This window comes from Streptomyces sp. V4I23 (assembly GCF_030817975.1).
Lineage (GTDB): Bacteria > Actinomycetota > Actinomycetes > Streptomycetales > Streptomycetaceae > Streptomyces.
On the sequence record NZ_JAUSZW010000002.1, the window covers coordinates 35,675 to 54,066 of the forward strand.

Here is an 18,392-nt window from a genome sequence, read left to right on the forward strand (position 1 = left end):
GACGCAGCGGGGGGTCATTTTTCACCCGCCGGAATCGGCTCACATTTCAAGCGTCGCCGACAGAAGTAGTTGGCCCATCCGTGTGTGACCTGGTTGAGGTTCACCAGGACCACGGCCAGGTCTTGCTGCGATGTCCTGTGGGTGAGGGTACGGATCTTCGCCTTCACCGACCGCAGGGGTCGGTCGGCGATGAAGGTGTAGACGTACCACTTGTCCGTTCCGCGCTTGCGGCGCCACTGGATGTGAAACCCCAGGAAGTCGAACCCCTCGCTCAGGTGCACCAGTTAGGTCTTGGCTTCCGAGAGCCGCAACCCCATCGGTGCGAGGACCTGGGCGATCTCCTCGCGCAGTGCCTCGGCGTCCTGCCTGGTCCCTTTGACCAGGACGACGAAGTCGTCCGCGTAGCGGACCAGCCGCCACGAGGGCAAACCCTTGGCACCCCGTCGTTCGCGCCGACCGCTGGTGGACAGCTCTCCGTCTGGTTCCCACGCCCGGTGCAGGTGCTCATCGAGCGCCGACAGGGCGATGTTCGCCAGGAGCGGGGAGATGATGCCCCCTTGCGGTGTGCCGGTGAATGTCTCCTGGTGTTCCCCGAGCTCCGTGAGGAGACCGGACTTCAGGAATGCCTTCACCAGTGCCAGCACTCGTTTGTCCTTGATCCTCGTCCGGACACGGTCCATCAGCGCGACGTGGTCGATCTCGTCGAAACACGCCGCGATGTCCGCGTCCAGCACCCACCGATATCCATGGGTGCCGTAGAAGTGGATCTCAGCAATCGCGTCCTGAGCTCGCCGCTTGGGCCGGAACCCGTAGGAGACCGGCTTGAAGTCGGCCTCGAAGATCGGCTCCAGCACCAGCTTCAGCGCGGCCTGGACGACCCGGTCAGCGATCACGGGAATCCCCAGCCGCCGGACCTTTCCCGACCCACCCGGTTTGGGGATCTTGCGCTCCCGCACAGGTAGCGGCCGGAACGAGCCCTGCTTGAGCTGGGCCCGTAGGCCGTCCAGGAACTCGGGGACCCCGAATCGTTCCTCGACCTCGGCGGCCGTCAGGCCGTCGACGCCGGGAGTGCGGGCTCCCCGGTTGCCGGCGACCCGGTCGAACGCCACGATCAGCGTCGCCGGGTCGTGCACGAAGTTGAACAGATCATCGAACCGGCGGCCGGGATCGGCCACCGCCCAACGGTGAAGCTTGGCCTGCATCTCCGATACCCGCTGGCGTGGACCCACCGGGCCCGCCTCCAGCAGATCACCGCTGTTCAGCGGTGCGTCTTTCGGCATTGCAGTCTCCTTCCCTTCTCGATCCCGCTGCCGCCCTTCCCCATGTGCGCGGGCTCTCCCCGGCTCGGAGTACTACGGCGGCTCCGCCCCACCCGGACCGTTCAGCGGTCGATGCGCCTATCCCCAGCCGGGCACTGGCCGTGCACGGCAGGGGAGCTGAGAACGGGCGGTTCCCGTGTTCACTGCGATTCGCTCGTTGGAGTAGGAGTCCGACTGTGTCCCTGCGGCATCGCCACGAGTACGCCGTAGTCCTTCCTCGTGGCCTCCCGAACGGCTTCGAAATACCGGCCAAGGAGTTCCCCGCTGCTATCAGGCAGCGAGTGCGCACCGCTTCCGGCCCAGATCCACCAGGTTTCGAGCCGGTGTAGTCGTTAAGAGACGTAAAGACGCCGGTTCCTCGCGTACTCCTCTCCATCCCGCTCGCCGAACCCGCACCATCTGGCAGTACTGGCACGTCCCGGCTTTGTCAGGGCCGCTCCCGCCCTCCCCGGCATCACCCGGATCAGGCTGCCCTCAGCTCCACCTCCCTGCTACGACAGGTCGGCGGTGAAGTAGGGGTCGGACCGGGGCGCGGTACTGGCCTTGTGACCAGCCCGTTTCCCCGGCCCGCCCTCCGCACCGGACATGCGACTCTCACCGCATCCGGCGCTCCACGGACTCCCTTGGGACCGCGCGGTTCACACCGTCGCGGCCTCCGCCCACGGTGTCGGGATGCTGTATCCACGCCAGCGATAGCGGGTCACCTTCACCCGCTGCGGGACGAACAGCGTGATCCCGTCCTCCGCAGGCCGCCAACCAGGCTCGCCGGTCAAGTAGCGGCGCCGCAGAGTCTTCCAGTCGATCCCGGGATGCTGCTTCCTCAGCCACAACGTCACTCGACGCCAGCAGAAGTCGTCGAGATAGTGAAACGTGGCTGTGGACGACCCGAACCGGAAGTAGTAACACCACCCCCGCACCGCCGAGTTGAGCTGGCGGAGCAGGTCGGCGAGAGTGCGTTGACCTCTTTTGTTCGTCATCGCCCGCACCTTGCCCGTGATGGAGGCCAGCGCCTTCTTCGACGGATAGGTGTAGACATAGTGCTCGCTGGTGCCCTTCTTGCGCCTTCGCTGGATGTGAAAGCCGAGAAAGTCCAGCCCCTCGTCGATATGGCAGACGCGGGTCTTGGCCTCGGACAGGCGGAGCCCCAGAGGGGCGAGCACGGCCATGACCTCCTCCCACAGCGCGTCCGCGTGAGCTCGGACGCCGCACACCATGATCAGAAAATCGTCCGCGTAGCGGACGATCCGGTATGTGGCACCTCCGCGTCGGCGGTGTGCTGTCCGCCTGCCGCCGTTGCCGTGAGCGTCCCACTTGGCGCAGAAGTGTTCATCCAGCGCCGAGAGGGCGATGTTCGCCAACAGCGGCGAGGCGATGCCGCCTTGGGGTGTGCCGGTGTTCGTGTCCCTGGTCTCGCCATCGGCGGACATGATGCCCGCCTTCAGAAACGCCTTGACCAGGGCGAGAACCCGCTTGTCTCCGATTCGTCGGCGCATCCGCTCAAGGAGAGCGGAGTGTGCGATGTTGTCGAAGCACGCTTCGATGTCCGCATCCAGCACCCAGCGGTATCCCTTGGTGCCGAAGTGGTGCACCTCAGCGATCGCGTCATGGGCTCGTCGCTCGGGGCGAAAGCCGTAGCTGACCGGCTTGAAGGACGCCTCGAAGATCGGCTCCAGGACCAGCACGAGCGCGGCTTGCACGAGCCTGTCCATCGCGGTGGGAATCCCCAGCCTCCTGAGCTTTCCCCCACTGCCCGGCTTGGGGATCATGTGCTCCCGCACGGGCAGAGGGGCGAACGTGCGGGCCTTCAACTGCTCCCGCGTGTTCTTCAGAAAGGCCACGATGTCGGCGTCGTCGGCGATGAAGGCCGGGATGACCCGGTCCACGCCGGCGGTGCGCGCGCCCTTGTTGCCCCTCACCCTCTCCCACGCGACGGTGAGGAAGTCGGGGTGATGGACAAGGTTGTAGAGATCATCGAACCTGCGGTCGGGATCATCGACCGCCCATTGGTGCAGCTTGGTCTGCATCCGTCGTACCCGCAGCCAGGCCCCATCGGGGTCGAGCCACAGACCACCGGTGTTCACCAGCGTCTCCGTCCATTGCAGTTCCTCAACTACCTGAATCCGCTGGGCTGCTTCGCCATGTGGACGGCTTTCCCGCCCCCGGACTACTACCAGCCCTCCGCCCCACCTCGGGCCGTCGGCGGACGTCGCGCCTTCCCGCCCCATCGCACCTGGACAGCGCACTGAGACGGAAGCTTCGAAGTGGTTCCCACGTTCACTCTGATCCGCTCGTCGGGTGAGGCGGCCAGCTTTGCCCCTGCGGCATTGCCACGGTTACGCCGCAGTCCTTCACCGTGGCCTCCCGACCGGCAAGATCAATCCGATCCAGGAGTTCCTGCCCGTACGAGCAGTGCGCACCGCTATCCAGCCCAGATCCACCGGGTTTGAGCTGGCGGAGGTCTTGAGGGGCTTTACACCGCTGGTTCCTCTCGTCCACCTTCCCGTCTCGCTTGCCGGACCCGCACCGTCCGGTAGTTCCGGTGCGTCCCGTCGTTGTCGGGGCTGCTCTCCACCAGACCCGGCCGACTCTCCGGGCCCAGCTACCCCCTGCTTCTGCCGTCCCGCTGCGACGGGACGACGGTGCGGGTCTCACACCCGCACGCGGATCACAGCGCCTCGTGGCGCACGGTCTCACACCTCCACACGAATCACAGCGCCTCACGGCGCAACTCGAAGACGAGCCAGGCTCCACGGGCCGCCGCGAGGCTTTTACCCTCGGCCACACCTCCTTCTTCCACAGTTCGACGGCGTGCTCGTCGCGTTCAAGTGCTCTGCGGGCGGGTGCCTGCCATGACCAGCCGTGCCGTTTCAACAGCCGCCACACCGTCGCCACCGAAAGGCTCAGCCTCAGACGTCGGCGGATCACCGTCTGGACCCGGGCCAAAGTCCAACGGTCATCGTCGAAGCCGTGCGCTGACGGACCCTTGCCGAGTTCCTCCTCGAGCACGGCAAACTGGGCAGCAGTGACGGTCGGAGAGTTGGCCGGGCCCGCAGAACGCAGGGCCTCCATGCCGCCCTCGCGCCAGGCACGGCGCCAGCGTTCCACCGACCGCACACTCACGCGCAGGTCCTTCGCGATCACCGCGGTCTTCTCGCCCGCCGCGAACCTCTCACCGGCCCGGAGCCGGATCTTCTCCCGAAACATCCGACGCTCAGCGGTCAGGCCCCCACCCTCCGGATAACGCATACCACCGGCATACCGCAGGGATCATGAACCGTCACCAGCAGACAACCCGAAAACCTCAGTAGTGACCGCGGTAGCCCTTGGCGACGATCTCCTGGTGCAGCACCGTCGCGGTGTGCTCGCCCTCCTCCCAGCGCTGCCTCAGGTACTCCAGGTATGGATCGAGACTGGTGGGCCGGCGGGGCCGGGTGCGGCGTACGCATTCCTGCCAGGTGGCTGCCCGGGCGTACTTGCCCACGGTGCGGCGGTTCAGGCCCAACTCGCGGGCTGCTGAGTTGAGAGAGCGGCCGGTGTCGGTCACCGCGTGCACCGCCTCGAACAGCCGCTTCGCGTGGCGGCGGGCGGGGGTGTCGGCCTCGTCGGACGGTGTCGCCGGGCTCGTCGGCGGCGATGCCGCTTCGGGCTCGGGGACCGCAACGGACAAGCATCCTCGGTGGGCCGCGGCAACATCGCCGACCCGCTTCGACAGTCCCTGCCACAGTGGAAGCGGTCGCTGACCTGCACCGCGTTCGGGGCGCCTCGGCGATGTCTTGGCGGTAGACCAGCGAGCCATCCCGGCAGACCACGTCAACACCGGGGGTGTGTCCGCAGCCAGGTGGCCAATTGCTCGGCGTCGCGGCCGGCCCACAGCTCGATCGGCAACCGGGTGTCGGCATCCACCAGCAGGGTGCCGTAGACGTCCGTGTACAGCGCGAAGTCGTCCACGCTCAACACCCGCGGGATCGCTGGTGACGGAAGGGGCAAGCGCATCAAGTGGAACAGCAGCTTGTCCGCGACAGCGGTACCTGCAGGATCTGCAGGAGCCGGGCGTCGCCACGGCCGGCGAGGAGCACAGCACTCCGGCCATCTCCACCATGTGCTGCGGCGCTGGTAGCGCGCCGTCAGCCCCTCGACCTGCTCGGCGAACGTCCGCCGACCGCAGCTCGGGCCGTCACAGAACAACCGTCGCACCGACAGCTCGATCACCACCGGTCGGCCACCCACAGCGACATCGGCCAGCGCGCGGCCGTAGCGGCTGTGCACCCGCGCGGAACCGCGACCGCAGTCCGGACACGCCACCTTCAACTCGCGGGTGCGTGCAGCGATGCGGACTACGCCTCCCGCCACCCATACTCGTTCCACCCGCACCGCATCAAGGTGCGGAGACATGATCCATATGAGGTCATCACACTCGCCTACAGTGCCGCTACCCGTGACGGAGCGTCACCGGCGCACGGTGGCACACCCCAGCATCACGGAAATCTTGCCAGCGCCACCTTAGTACTGCAACCGCATGTGGGGGTTGTGGCCTCGGCGCTGGTAATGGCAGCGGCGGGCTCGGGCTTGGCTGCGGCGTCGGAAGTGTGACCAGTGCAGACGGTGCTCGTTGGCATGGCAGCGGGGCGTGACGACGATGTGCCCGATCATCCGGCGGATCTCCGGGACGCTGAGGGGTATGAGGTCCTGCTCGTCATCTCCGCTGCCCCTTTTATGGCTTCTGTGGCTCGGATGGCGGTCAGGTAGGCGAGGACGGCCATCGACAAGGTGATGTGCCGGTACCAGGCCCGGTAAAGCCGCACCTGGTAGTGTCCAGGCCGCATTCGCCTTTCGCGGTCTGGAAGCACTCCTCCACCTGCCAGCGGGCGCCGGCCGTCCTGACCAGGGCTTTCAGTCGGGAAGTGACGGGGCCGTAGCAGACGTAGTAGGCGATCTCGGTCGGGTCCGAGAGGCTGCGGCGGGCCAGCACCCAGTGGCCGTGACCGTTTTCCCAGACGGGCTGGATGGCGACGCGGGCCCAGTGGTAGATCCGCAGGCCGTGGGCGCCGGCTCCGGCGGAGATCCGCTTCCATGCCTGCTTCGGCAGCGCGGCGATCAACTCGTCGACCCGCGCGTCGCAGCCGTCGACCGTGCTGACGGTGTCGTTGACCTTGGTGGCCAGCACATACGCTGCCCCGCGTTCCTCCAGCCACCCGCGGAAGTGCTTGACCTGCCCGTATGCCTCGTCCGCGGCCACCCAGGCGAACGGCACCGCCGCGTCGATGGCGCGTTGGAGCATCCACTTCAAGTGCTCGATCTTCGTGGCGAAGGGCACCGTGTCGTCGATTCCCGCCGCCCGACAGCGGTCCCGGTCGTCCGTCCAGGACTTCGGGACATACAGTTCTCGGTCGATCAGCGCCCGCCCCTTGGCGGAGGCGTAGGCGAGGAAGGTACCGATCTGGCAATTCTCGGTACGGCCGGCAGTGCCGGAATATTGCCGCTGGACACCGGCTGACCGCACGCCCTTCTTCAGAAAGCCGGTGTCGTCCCCGATCAGCACGCCGTCCTTGGCGCCGATGGTCTCCACGACGAAGTCCCTGGCATCGTCACGAACCGCGTCCTCGTCCCACTCGGAGTGGTTGAGCAGACGCTGCACACCGTCCGGGCGGAGCTGGCCCGCCTGCTCGGCCACCGTCCAGCCGTTCTTCTTCTCCAACGGCGCCAGCAGGCCCGTCATATAGCCCAGAGCCCGATCTCGCGGCTCCGACCTGCCAAAACGTCCCGCAAACCGGGCATGCAGCCCTGCTATGCCCTCGGACCACGACTCGATCTGCTCAACCGACAGCGACTGATCACACAGTCACACCAACGACCAACCATGCCAACAGTCACGCCACATGCGGTTGCAGTATTAGGGAGTACGCCGACAAGGTTGAACTCGTGGAGTCGTAGGGGCTGACGGCTCGTGGGTCCTGCGGTATCACCGAAGGCATGCGGTATCCACAGGGAGGCGGGCTGACCGCCGAACGGCAGCAGTTCCGCGAGGAGGTACGGCTCCAGGCGGCCGAGCGGTTTGCCCAGGGTGAGGCGAGCTCAGTGATCGCCAAGGACCTGCGGGTCAGCGTCCGGTCGGTGCAGCGGTGGCGGCAGATGTGGGACGAGGGCGGTCCGCGGGCTCTGCGGTCGCAGGGGCCGGCGTCGCTTCCGAGGCTGAGTCAGAAGCAGTTCATTGACGCTGGGTCCCTCGCGTGCGCCGAGGTCGACTCACTCGGGAGCAAACCGCGCATCACCGCGGCGGTGCTGCCTTCGGGGAGTTTGCCGGCGCTGGTGCAGCGGCCCGGGCCTGAGACCGAGCCGGCATGCCTCGCCGTCGACGCTATAGCCGCGCGACCGGACAAGGGAGCTCTCGTGAGGGCCGTGAGCGCCAGTGGCAGTGGGATGGGTGATACGACGTTCCTGGTGACGGACGAAGGGGTGAAGTACCGCCTGCTGTCGCAGGAAGCCATCGAAGCCCTGGGGCTTGAAGGCGGCAAGACGCGAACTCTGCCCGCGCAGTTGCTGTCGATGCTGCCGACGGGGCCGGATCTCAGCCCTGAGGCTGCTTCTCTCGGTGAGGCGCGTGTGACGCTGCGTTGCGAATGATCACCCTCTGTGAGAGCTTCTTGATGTGTGATGTGTGTCACATGCATTTCGTGTGGATGCGATGCGTGAGCGGCCGGTCGTCGAAATGTCTCCTATATCCCTATTCGATTCGAGCCTTCGCTCGATTGAGCGCTGCATTTTTTGATGATTGCTCAATCGAGCATTTTCGGGCGCTGGTTGGTTAAACGGCCACCCGACAAATACTTGTCAGGTATTCGCTCCGGGTCGTACCTTGGTCAATCAAGCGTTGCGGAGTGAACTGTGTAAGGGCTTCGCGGCAGCAGGTAATTCACCAGAGAGGGGGTCCCGAATGGCAATGCGGCAATCTGAAGAAGCCGCCACGCGAAGCGGCATCATGGCGCTGGAGCAGGCATATTCGGGTGTTCTGAAGTGTCAGCAGGATGTCCAGTCGACCCGGGGTAATCTCGCGTCCGGATATGGCGGAGCGGACGGTGGCCGATACGGTCAACTCCTGGACCAGTGGGACGGACAGGTGGACATCATCCTGACGAATCTGGACAGGATGGTGGACGAGCTCAACAACACGCTCCGAGAGCACGGTCTCGCGCAGGGATCGGCAAATGAAGCCATCGACCGGGAGCACACGAGGTCGACGCGCGTCTTCGACGAGCTCAACCCGGGAGCCGCCCACAGTTCCTGATCCCACAACATCACGGGACGCGCCCACCGCATGACAGTTCGAATTGCCCAGCCGCACCCCGCCCACGGGTAGCGTCCGGGCGACCTCATGACACTCGCTGAAGAGATCGAGGACACTATGGATTTCAGCGACGGCTACATCTACGTCGACTACAACCATGCTGACAACGCCGCGGAAGACATGGTCTCCCAGTCCCAGGCCATTATGAGCATCCTGGCCAACCTGGAAATGGAACTCACCGAACTCAAGAATACGTGGATCGGTGACGACCGAGATGTCTACACCGAAGTTCAGGGGAAGTGGGACCAGGCGGTCGAGAACATCAAAATACTCCTGGCCAGCCACTCCGCACTCCTCACCGAAATCTCCGGGAACTACAAGTTCAACGAGAGCAGCCTGTCGCAGAGGTGGGGTGACATCAGAATCGGAAGCCACTGAACAAGACCTGATGCCGTCGTCCTACGCTGTGCCGGGCGGGGGGCGACGGCGCTGATATAACTCATTTCACTGAGCAGGTGCCATGTCCGACCAAGGCAATACAACAGTTCTCGACAGTGAGTGGATGAAGGCATTCATCCGGGACAACATCCAGGACTTCCGCGCCGTACTGGGGAAAATTCTCAAGGATGATCCCAGTGGGCGTGCGATCAGCTTTATCGCCGACGGGGATGTCACGCCGTCCACGCTGCTCTCCAGCAAGCCGCTGGCGATCGGTCTCATGGCCGGCAACGGCGACAAGGACAACGGTGTCGGGGGCGGCGAGCTGAACAAGGCCATCCAGGAGATGGCGGCGGCTATCAGCAAGATACTCACCGACCATGATGTGATGTTCGAAGACGTGGAAGACGCCCTCTGGGAGACCATCCGAAAGATGCGGGACAGCCAGGCCAAGAGCCTGGACAAGATCTCGACCGAGTTCTTCCTCGATGCTTTCGAGGACGTGGAGAACTCGCTCGGCTCTGACAGTGGTACCCGCACGTCTTCGAACAGTACGAGCACAGAATAAGACGCCCGATGAAGAGGCTGGGAGCTGCGCCATGGCCGAAGCGCGTGACGCCGCGAAGAACAACGACGACAACTGGAAGAGAATAGTCGAGCTGCTCACCGGCTACATTCTGCCGCAGCGCAAGACGTTGTTCGACACTCCCAAGGGGAACGAGGGTATCCCCCTGATGCACGTCAGGCTGGACAAGGTCGGCGGCTCTCAGCACATGCCGGGATTCGTCCAATCAGGTGGATGGCTCAGAGACAAGACGGACTTCGTCCTCCCCTACTACCGCCTTGGAGACAGCGGGAAGGATGACCCCTCAGAGGGCAGCAACCTGGGCCACTACAAGGCGCACATCACGTTCATCGGGCGCGCGGCCGGAGACACTCCGCCCTCCGGTAACGTCGCAGTCCGCGGCGGTGAGAAGACCAGTAAGGTCCTCAAAGAGGATGGCATGTGGAACAAGGGCGACGGCGAGAAGATCAGTTGGGACGCCTTGCCGCTGATGCAGTACGTGCACGGTTCGAAGGCTGCACTGGACAAGATTGTTCTATACCCCCATAGCACCCAGGGATTCGAGAGTCGTGGGATTTCGATCCCCGACGACTCCTATGTGGACCTCCTGACATTCACCGAGGTCGCCAAGTCCCTCGACCGCGTCGTGAAGTTCTTCCAGGACAGCGCCAAGACGCTGGAAGAATGGGAAGCCAAGGACATCGGTAATGGCAGCATGTCCTGGGCCGGCACCAGTGCGAGCCTTTTCAAGCAATTGGTGCACAAGATGGCCAAGAACTATGAAGGTTACGCCGCACAGGTGGGAAATAATGAGGGCTTCGTCCCCGTAGCCTCTGCGGATGGTGAGACGATCGGTTCCGCACCTGGGCGCGCACTGATGGACGCTCAACCGGGAGCGGACCTCCTGGGTCGCGGAGGACGAGGACGTCTGGGGCACGGACGATGGCGGTCTGCCGCAGGCCCTGGGCCGCTGATGTCGGCTGAGTGCAGGGAAGTTGGTGAAGGACGCGATGAGTCAGTCGATGGACGACCGGGTGGCCAAGGCGATGGCCGATTTCAAGGTCGCCGAGAAGGTGGTGGCGGAGTTGGAGGCCGAGCTGCGGCAAGCCTCGGCCACGGCACGTTCGGTGGACCGGTCGGTGCAGGTGACCGTGGGTTCGAAGGGTGATTTGGTGAGCGTCGATTTCCTCGACGGGAAGTACAAGACCATGGCGGCTTCGCAGCTCTCCGCAGCGGTGATTCAAGCGGCCTCCCAGGCGCGAGCGGATATGGCGCGCCACATGGTCGAGAAGATGGATCCGGTGGCCCGAACAATCGCTGGTGGAGCCGCCCAGGAAGGGCGCGAGCTGGACTGGGAGAAGCTCCTCGGTCCGCTCAAGCAGGAAATGGCCGCTGACGATCATGCACCGACGCCCATGAGCCGGCTCCGCGACGAGATCGATGACGAAGAGGAGGGCAACGGCCGTGGCTGACTACTCTGCGGACGTGAACAAGATCCTCGCCAGCTCTGAGAACCTTGGCGACGCCGCGAGATTGCACAGCACGCTTGGCCCTGAATTCGAGAAGGATATGAACGGCGTTTACGGATGGTGGGGTGAGGAAGGCGTGGACGACCCGTTCGCCGACGTGGTGGGCCCTGCCTGGGTGGAGGAGCGAGACACGTCCCTCGGCATTATGCAGAAGATCTCGGACGGGCTCGACGCGCTGTACCGAGCGGTCGTCGATCAGGCCGCCGCCGTCCAGAAGCCCCAGACGGACGCCCTCGACTGGATGGGCGGCGCCGGCTCCGCCGACCCTGACGCGGGAACGAAGCGATAGCACTATGATCAACGTCCCCCCGGCTCTCGCCGAGTTCATGGAGGTCTATGTAGGCGGTAAATACTTCAGCGGAAACGAGGACGAGGGCTATAGAAGCCGGTTCCCTTTTGAGATGTCGGCGGATCAACTCCGCAGTCTCTCGTCCTTCCTGAGCCGTGGACTGTCTGAGATCGCGTATTCGCTACCGGAGAGCATCGGCGAACAGTTCAGCAGTGCGGTGCGGGTGTTCATCGACGACAACGGCAAGAACCATCTGAGCGAGTTCGCCGAGCAGCTCGACGAACGCGCCTGGGTCCAGGTGCAACGCTCGATGAAGATGGCCGAGGGCAAGGCTGAATTGATCATCGAATTCAGCTATATGATGCTGGAGATCGCGCTGATCAGCATCAGGGCCGCGCTGACCGGCGGCTTCTCGCTGTCCGAAATCCTCCTTGCGAAATATCGTACGGCTCTCGCCATGATACTCATCGCGCGACGGATAAGCCGTGAGCTGCCTATCCCGATCGCCGGAGCGATGGAGGGCCTGCAGGGGGCCTTCACCAGCTTCCTGGCGCAACTCACGTCAATGGTGGGTCCGGATAATGCTGACCGGCGGCGTACGGACTTCGACTGGACGGACATCGGTAAGTCCGCGCTCCTTGAGGCGATGGGAGGCATCGCGGGCGCCGGACTCAAGTCGATCACCAATAAGGTCACGAAGGACCTCGTCAAGGACCAGCCTAAATGGGTCAAGGAAGCGGTCGAGCTTCCCGATTCCTTCGTCAACGAGGCATTCGCCGAGACAAGCGCGAAGACTGTCTTCGACTTGATGTTCACCGGCAAGTTCAGTGTCGACCCGGACACGATGCTGAGTGCCGGCGTGAGCGGGGTCATGCATCACGCCACGGCGGGCGTAGGGGTTGCGACCGGCAAGGCGATCAACGACATCTTCAAGAACAAGATGGACTTCTTGAAGAACAAGACGGACTTGAACTCCGTTACGAACCCTGACGGGCAAGGGGCGGGCAGCGCAGGATCGGAGAGCCGCCCGCAGGTGACGTCCAGCACCTCGCACACGGCCGACGAGGTCACAACCGATGTCACGCCCGGTGTGCCCCACACTCTTGGGCACCCCAACCCGTTGGTGGCCGGAGCCGGAGCCGGAGCCGGAGCCGGAGCCGGAGCCGGAGCCGGAGCCAACGGCTCTGGAACGAAGCCGGCCTTCACCGGCTCCAGTGGCCCTGGCGCGGATCAGAGCGTCGCCCCGAGCGTCGTGGATCCGCTGGACGTACCCGACATCATCACCGACCCGGACAGTGACACGGCGTCGATCTTCAGCGATGTCAGTGACGTCAGCGCCCTGACAGACGCCAGTGACGTGCCGTCGGTGTTCAGCGATGTCAGCGACCTCACCGACCCGGACAGTGACACGGCGTCGATCTTCAGCGATGTCAGTGACGTCAGCGCCCTGACAGACGCCAGTGACGTGCCGTCGGTGTTCAGCGATGTCAGCGACCTCACCGACCCGGACAGTGACACGGCGTCGATCTTCAGCGATGTCAGTGACGTCAGCGCCCTGACAGACGCCAGTGACGTGCCGTCGGTGTTCAGCGATGTCAGCGACCTCAGTGGCGCCTCGTCTGTCACCGACTTCGAGTCCGCCGACTTCCCGCCGCCGAGAGTGGCCGGTGGCTTCACCGACGCGTCCGCCACCGTGCCGGCCATCGGCGACAGCGGCATACCGGGCAAACTGCCGGATGCCGACCTCCCCGTGGGAAGCAACGACCCGAACACCTTGGGCACGCCGGCATCGAGTACACCGGGCCTGGGCAGTTCCGCCCAGAGCCAGTGGGCTCCGCCGGCTGACTCGGCCGCCGCGGATGCCGCATCCACCATCCAGCCCGACCAGCCCAGACTTACCCCCGACCAGCCTGGGTTGCGGCCCGGCCAGGATCAGCCGGACCTTGCCGGCCCGGCTCGCCCCGATCCCCTCAGCCCTGTATCAGACAGCCCGGAACGCACGGAAAACACCACGGACTCGGGTACCAGTCCCCACCGCCCCACAGCGGACAGCGCGGTATCGCCTGCACCGGCCGTCACCGACGGGGGCACGACAACCCGTCCTCAGCCCGCCGGCACCGCACCCCACAGCGGGCAAGCCGCCGTGGCCACACCCGGATCGCCGGCCCACACCGGGACAGGCGCTCCAGCCGGCCCGACACCACCCGCGCCCACCACGAGCGCTCCGCTCGGCCAGGCTCCGACACCAACCCACGCTGACAACGCCGCCCCGGCCAAGACAGCCCCGGCCAACCCCGCTTCCACCAACACGGCCACCCCGGCTTCTGCCGCGAGCACGACACCCACAGCCAGTAAGACTCCCACCGCCGGTACGACACCCGGTACGACACCCGGTGCGACACCCACGACCAGCAAGACTCCGGTCGTAGCGACGGTCTCCACCTCGAGCGCAGACCCTGCCCAATCCACCCCGCAGACCGCATCAGCGCACGGCAGCGGTACGAAAACTGGTTCCTCGGCCATCCAGCCAGCCGGCACGTTCATCGTCCCACCCGCGAAACCGGCGCAAGGCCCGAAGAAGTACACGAAGCCGTCGAACAGCGCGTGGGCCCGTCCTCGGCTGCTCGTCAGCGCCGTCAACGACTCGAGGGGCAAACGCATAGGAGCGGTGTCCTTCAACGCCACAGACCTGTCGAGGCGTCAAGGGAACTACGAAAAGCTGTCGGAGCAGACGCACTTCGTCCAGGCGTTCCGCGACAGCCAGGGTGAGTGGGCCGGCACTTGGAAGGACCTGCCCGAGAACTTCAAGGACTCGTTCTTCCTCGGCCTGCACCACGATGAGAAGGGCTTCAGGGTCGTCGTCAGCGATGACGAGGCGGATCAGGGAACGAGTGGGACTCCCGTGAACACACGCGAAGTGATCATGAGTCCCCAGGAGCTCGGCGAGCTGCTGCGTGACCTTAAGAACAACTTCTCGGACTTCAAGGAGATCACCCTCTTCTCCTGTACGGCGGGAGCCGATCGAGTCACGAACGCGGATGCGGAACAGGTTGTCGCCGACGCGCAGATCGTCGCAGACGTCTCGGGTTTCGACATCAACGCGCCTACCGGGAAAATCGCCTTCCACAAGCCGAAGGCAGGCGGGGACGTCCGCATCACCCTGGACCACGACAAGTTCGGCAGGGCGACCGAATGGCGAAAATTCCGGCCCCGGAAAACGCCCATCGGCACCCCCACCGACGCCAAAACCGCCAGTGCCTCGCCGCCGTCGAATGTCCCCGTGAGCACGGGAGAACAGCCGGAGTCACCAGACTGGAACGCACCGGGTGAGGATGCCGCGGGTGTGGTCGGGGCGTCGGGTGACGGGACTGGCAGTGATGTGGAGATGCCGGAGGTTCCGGCCGGCGAGGGCTCCGCGGTTTCTGTCGTGTCGGGTGGCCAGGCGGCGGGTGCTGAGTGGTGGGCACCGGAGCTGCCCTCCAGCAGGGCCGCACGCAGCCACCTGCGACGGCGCGTGGGCTGGACACAGGAACAGGTGGCCACGTTCCTCGGCGTGACGGCGGACGAGGTGGGGCAGTGGGAGATCGAGGGCGGCTCCGAGCCCGGCACCGCGGTCGCCGAGGCGTATGCATGGCTGCTGCAGGGCTTCGACACCGCTCCCGCTGTGGGGTTGCAGCCTGCAGCCGGCCAGCAGGCACCGGAGCTGCCCTCCAGCAGGGCCGCACGCAGCCACCTGCGACAGCGCGTGGGCTGGACACAGGAAGAGGTGGCCACGTTCCTCCGCGTGACGACGGGCCAGGTGAGGAAGTGGGAGAGCGAGGGCAGCTCCGAGCCCGGCACCGCGGTCGCCGAGGCGTATGCGCGGCTGCTGCACGCCTTCGCGAACGCTCCCGCTGTGCCGCCGCTGCCCGCCGCGGCCGAACGTGCGGGCCTGCGGGAGAAGGCGGGCTGGACCCCGCCGGAGATGGCCGCTCACCTCTCAGTGACGAGACTCAGCGTTCTGAACTGGGAGAGCGGTCGAGCTACTCCGGCCGGCCGCGCGGGCCGGGAGTATGCGTGGCTGCTGCACGCCTTCGACACCGCTCCCCCTGTGCCGCCGCTGCCCGCCCCGGCCGAACGTGCGGGCCTGCGGGAGAAGGCGGGCTGGACACAGTCAGAGATGGCCGCTCACCTCTCGGTGTCGATAGCCAGCGTTAAGCGCTGGGAGAGCGGTCGAAGGACCCCGGACGGCCGCGCGGGCCGGGCGTATGCGCGGCTGCTGCACGCCTTCGACACCGCTCCCCCTATGCCGCCGCTGCCCACCGCGGCCGAACGTGTGAACCTGCGGAAGAAGGCGGGCTGGGCCCTGCAGGAGATGGCCGCTCACCTCTCGGTGACGAGAGGCAGCGTTGAGCGCTGGGAGAACGGTCGAGCTACCCCGACCGGCCGCGCGGGCCGGGCGTATGCGTGGCTGCTGCACGGCTTCGACACCGCTCCCCCTGTGCCGCAACTGCCCACCCCGGCCGAACGTGTGAACCTGCGGGAGCAGGCGGGCTGGACCCGGCAGGCGGTCGCCGCTTACCTCTCAGTGACGGACACGGCGGTTAAGAGCTGGGAGAACGGTCGAGCTACCCCGGCCGTCGGCCGCGCGCGCCGGGAGTATGCGCGGCTGCTGCACGCCTTCGACACCGCTCCCCCTGCGCCGCAACTGCCCCGCGGCGGGGAGGCTGCGGCCGGGCCGGACGACACTAGGCAGGCGCCGACTCCCGCGGGCGGGAACGCCGGACCACAGGCGGCCGGGGATACTCCGAGCGGTGGACGTGCCGGTGGGACGGGTGCCTTCCCAGAGCTTGTGGTTCCCGGCGGCTCAGCGGGCCCGGCTGCGGCCCCGTCGTCACCGCACACTCAGCACAATCCTGCCCATCCTGCCCATCCTGCCAGTGATGACACCCAGGACGATGCTGCCAGCGCCACTGATGACAGTGATGACAGTGATGACAGTGATGTGGAGATGTCGGATGCCGCGGGTGTGGTCGGGGCGTCGGGTGACGCCACTGATGACAGTGATGTGGAGATGCCGGAGGTTCCGGCCGGCGAGGGCTCCGCGGTGTACGACTTTGGTGAGAACGACCCGCACTGGCTGACTAGGGCACTGGGCGTCCGTCCGCAGGAGCAGGTCGTCCGTCCGCAGGAGCGGGAGGGCCAAGTCGGTGAAACACCGCACTTCGAGCCCTCGTCTCCGGGAATCCCGTGGAGCGACACCGGCCTCGCCGACGAGGACGAGGACGAGGAGGAGTTTGCGGTCTTGACGGGCCCGGTCGGCACGCCGGGCCGGGAGGACCCGGCAGATCCTGGGCGCTATGTGGACCCGGCCCTCTTGACGCGGGGGAAGGACCCGGCGGAGTCGGCGGGCTTCCTGGAGGAGGAGCAGGAGGAGGAGTCGGTATCGCGCGGCGTGCCGGTGGGCCACAAGGAACAGGGCAACGCGGGCTTGGGGGCGGCCGGGGATACTCCGAGCGGTGGACGTGCCGGTGGGACGGGTGCCTTCCCAGAGCTGGTTCCCGGCGGCTCAGCGGGCCCGGCTGCGGCCCCGTCGTCACCGCACACTCAGCACAATCCTGCCCATCCTGCCCATCCTGCCAGTGATGACACCCAGGACGATGCTGCCAGCGCCACTGATGACAGTGATGTGGCGATGTCGGATGCCGCGGGTGTGGTCGGGGCGTCGGGTGACGGGACTGACAGTGATGTGGAGATGCCGGAGGTTCCGGCCGGCGAGGGCTCCGCGGTTTCTGTCGTGTCGGGTGGCCAGGCGGCGGGTGCCGAGTGGTGGGCACCGGAGCTGCCCTCCAGGGCCGCACGCAGCCACCTGCGACAGCGCGTGGGCTGGACACAGGAACAGGTGGCCACGTTCCTCCGCGTGACGGCGGACGAGGTGGGGCACTGGGAGAGCGAGGGCGGCTCCGAGCCCGGCACCGCGGTCGCCGAGGCGTATGCATGGCTGCTGCAGGGCTTCGACACCGCTCCCGCTGTGGGGTTGCAGCCTGCAGCCGGCCAGCAGGCACCGGAGCTGCCCTCCAGCAGGGCCGCACGCAGCCACCTGCGACAGCGCGTGGGCTGGACACAGGAAGAGGTGGCCACGTTCCTCGGCGTGACGGCGGTCCAGGTGTGGCGGTGGGAGAGCGAGGGCGGCTCCGAGCCCGGCACCGCGGTCGCCGAGGCGTATGCGTGGCTGCTGCACGCCTTCGCGAACGCTCCCGCTGTGCCGCAGCTGCCCTCCGCGGCCGAACGTGCGGGCCTGCGGGAGAAGGCGGGCTGGACACAGCCGGAGATGGCCGCTCACCTCTCAGTGACGAGAGTCAGCGTGCAGAACTGGGAGAACAGTCAAGCTACCCCGGCCGGCCGCGTGGGCCGGGCGTATGCGTGGCTGCTGCACGGCTTCGACACCGCTCCCCCTGCGCCGCAGCTGCCCACCCCGGCCCAACGTGCGGGCCTGCGGAAGAAGGCGGGCTGGACACAGCCGGAGATGGCCGCTCACCTCTCAGTGACGGACAAGACGGTTAGGAACTGGGAGAACGGTCGATATATCCCGACCGGCCGCGCGGGCCGGGCGTATGCGCGGCTGCTGCACGCCTTCGACACCGCTCCCCCTGCGCCGCAGCTGCCCCGCGGCGGGGAGGCTGCGGCCGGGCCGGACGACACTAGGCAGGCGCCGGCTCCCGCGGGCGGGAACGCCGGACCACAGGCGGCCGGGGATACTCCGAGCGGTGGACGTGCCGGTGGGACGGGTGCCTTCCCAGAGCTTGTGGTTCCCGGTGGCTCAGCGGGCCCGGCTGCGGCCCCGTCGTCACCGCACACTCAGCACAATCCTGCCCATCCTGCCAGTGATGACACCCAGGACGATGCTGCCAGCGCCACTGATGACAGTGATGTGGCGATGTCGGATGCCGCGGGTGTGGTCGGGGCGTCGGGTGACGGGGACTGGCAGTGA

Annotated in this window: 14 protein-coding genes and 2 pseudogenes; 8 read left to right on the forward strand and 8 right to left on the reverse strand. The window is 66.2% G+C overall.

The genetic code is table 11. The annotated features are described in order from the left end of the window. Positions 1 to 14: 14 nt before the first annotated feature. From QFZ82_RS01225 to QFZ82_RS01260, 8 genes and pseudogenes are all read right to left on the reverse strand, one after another. The gene (locus QFZ82_RS01225; RefSeq protein WP_307711357.1) at positions 15 to 281 is read right to left on the reverse strand and encodes a group II intron maturase-specific domain-containing protein; all 267 of its coding nucleotides are present in this window, start codon (positions 279 to 281) and stop codon (positions 15 to 17) included. A 3-nt stretch (positions 282 to 284) separates the two neighbouring features. After that, positions 285 to 1,280, reverse strand: coding sequence for a reverse transcriptase domain-containing protein (locus tag QFZ82_RS01230; RefSeq protein WP_307711358.1), 996 nt, complete (start codon positions 1,278 to 1,280; stop codon positions 285 to 287). 677 nt (positions 1,281 to 1,957) lie between these two features. Further along, positions 1,958 to 3,544, reverse strand: coding sequence for a group II intron reverse transcriptase/maturase (ltrA, locus tag QFZ82_RS01235; RefSeq protein ID WP_307711359.1), 1,587 nt, complete (start codon positions 3,542 to 3,544; stop codon positions 1,958 to 1,960). Between the two features lie 49 nt (positions 3,545 to 3,593). Further along, the gene (locus QFZ82_RS01240) at positions 3,594 to 4,565 is read right to left on the reverse strand and encodes a winged helix-turn-helix domain-containing protein (protein ID WP_307711360.1); all 972 of its coding nucleotides are present in this window, start codon (positions 4,563 to 4,565) and stop codon (positions 3,594 to 3,596) included. Positions 4,566 to 4,620: 55 nt separating this feature from the next. Beyond that, positions 4,621 to 4,986 carry a hypothetical protein gene (locus tag QFZ82_RS01245; RefSeq protein WP_307711361.1) on the reverse strand — a complete coding sequence of 122 codons (366 nt, stop codon included), beginning with the start codon at positions 4,984 to 4,986 and terminating at the stop codon, positions 4,621 to 4,623. A gap of 143 nt (positions 4,987 to 5,129) precedes the next feature. Beyond that, positions 5,130 to 5,267, reverse strand: coding sequence for a hypothetical protein (locus QFZ82_RS01250; protein ID WP_307711408.1), 138 nt, complete (start codon positions 5,265 to 5,267; stop codon positions 5,130 to 5,132). A 285-nt stretch (positions 5,268 to 5,552) separates the two neighbouring features. Next, positions 5,553 to 5,711: pseudogene (locus QFZ82_RS01255) on the reverse strand (ISL3 family transposase); the annotation flags it as partial. Between the two features lie 254 nt (positions 5,712 to 5,965). Continuing rightward, positions 5,966 to 7,128: pseudogene (locus QFZ82_RS01260) on the reverse strand (IS701 family transposase). A 161-nt stretch (positions 7,129 to 7,289) separates the two neighbouring features. Between QFZ82_RS01260 and QFZ82_RS01265 the strand changes: the two are divergent. From QFZ82_RS01265 to QFZ82_RS01300, 8 genes are all read left to right on the forward strand, one after another. Next, complete coding sequence (locus QFZ82_RS01265; RefSeq protein ID WP_307711362.1) at positions 7,290 to 7,940, forward strand: type VII secretion protein EccB; 651 nt, start codon at positions 7,290 to 7,292, stop codon at positions 7,938 to 7,940. Positions 7,941 to 8,250: 310 nt separating this feature from the next. Next, the gene (locus QFZ82_RS01270; protein WP_307711363.1) at positions 8,251 to 8,601 is read left to right on the forward strand and encodes a hypothetical protein; all 351 of its coding nucleotides are present in this window, start codon (positions 8,251 to 8,253) and stop codon (positions 8,599 to 8,601) included. Positions 8,602 to 8,688: 87 nt separating this feature from the next. Then, positions 8,689 to 9,039 (forward strand): WXG100 family type VII secretion target, encoded by a 351-nt coding sequence (locus tag QFZ82_RS01275; protein WP_307711364.1) that lies wholly within the window; start codon positions 8,689 to 8,691, stop codon positions 9,037 to 9,039. Positions 9,040 to 9,121: 82 nt separating this feature from the next. Beyond that, a complete protein-coding gene (locus tag QFZ82_RS01280; protein WP_307711365.1) occupies positions 9,122 to 9,607 on the forward strand; it encodes a type VII secretion system-associated protein in 486 nt (161 codons plus the stop codon). A 31-nt stretch (positions 9,608 to 9,638) separates the two neighbouring features. Next, on the forward strand, positions 9,639 to 10,772 hold the full coding sequence (locus QFZ82_RS01285; protein WP_307711366.1) for an AAWKG family protein: 1,134 nt from the start codon (positions 9,639 to 9,641) through the stop codon (positions 10,770 to 10,772). Further along, entirely contained in the window at positions 10,681 to 11,076 is a 396-nt protein-coding gene (locus QFZ82_RS01290) for a YbaB/EbfC family nucleoid-associated protein (RefSeq protein ID WP_373429215.1), read from the forward strand. Before QFZ82_RS01285 ends, QFZ82_RS01290 begins: the two co-directional genes overlap by 92 nt. Next, positions 11,069 to 11,422, forward strand: a complete 354-nt coding sequence (locus tag QFZ82_RS01295; RefSeq protein ID WP_307711270.1) for a hypothetical protein — start codon at positions 11,069 to 11,071, stop codon at positions 11,420 to 11,422. The genes QFZ82_RS01290 and QFZ82_RS01295 overlap by 8 nt, the downstream gene beginning before the upstream one ends. A 4-nt stretch (positions 11,423 to 11,426) precedes the next feature. After that, complete coding sequence (locus QFZ82_RS01300; protein WP_307711368.1) at positions 11,427 to 18,392, forward strand: helix-turn-helix domain-containing protein; 6,966 nt, start codon at positions 11,427 to 11,429, stop codon at positions 18,390 to 18,392.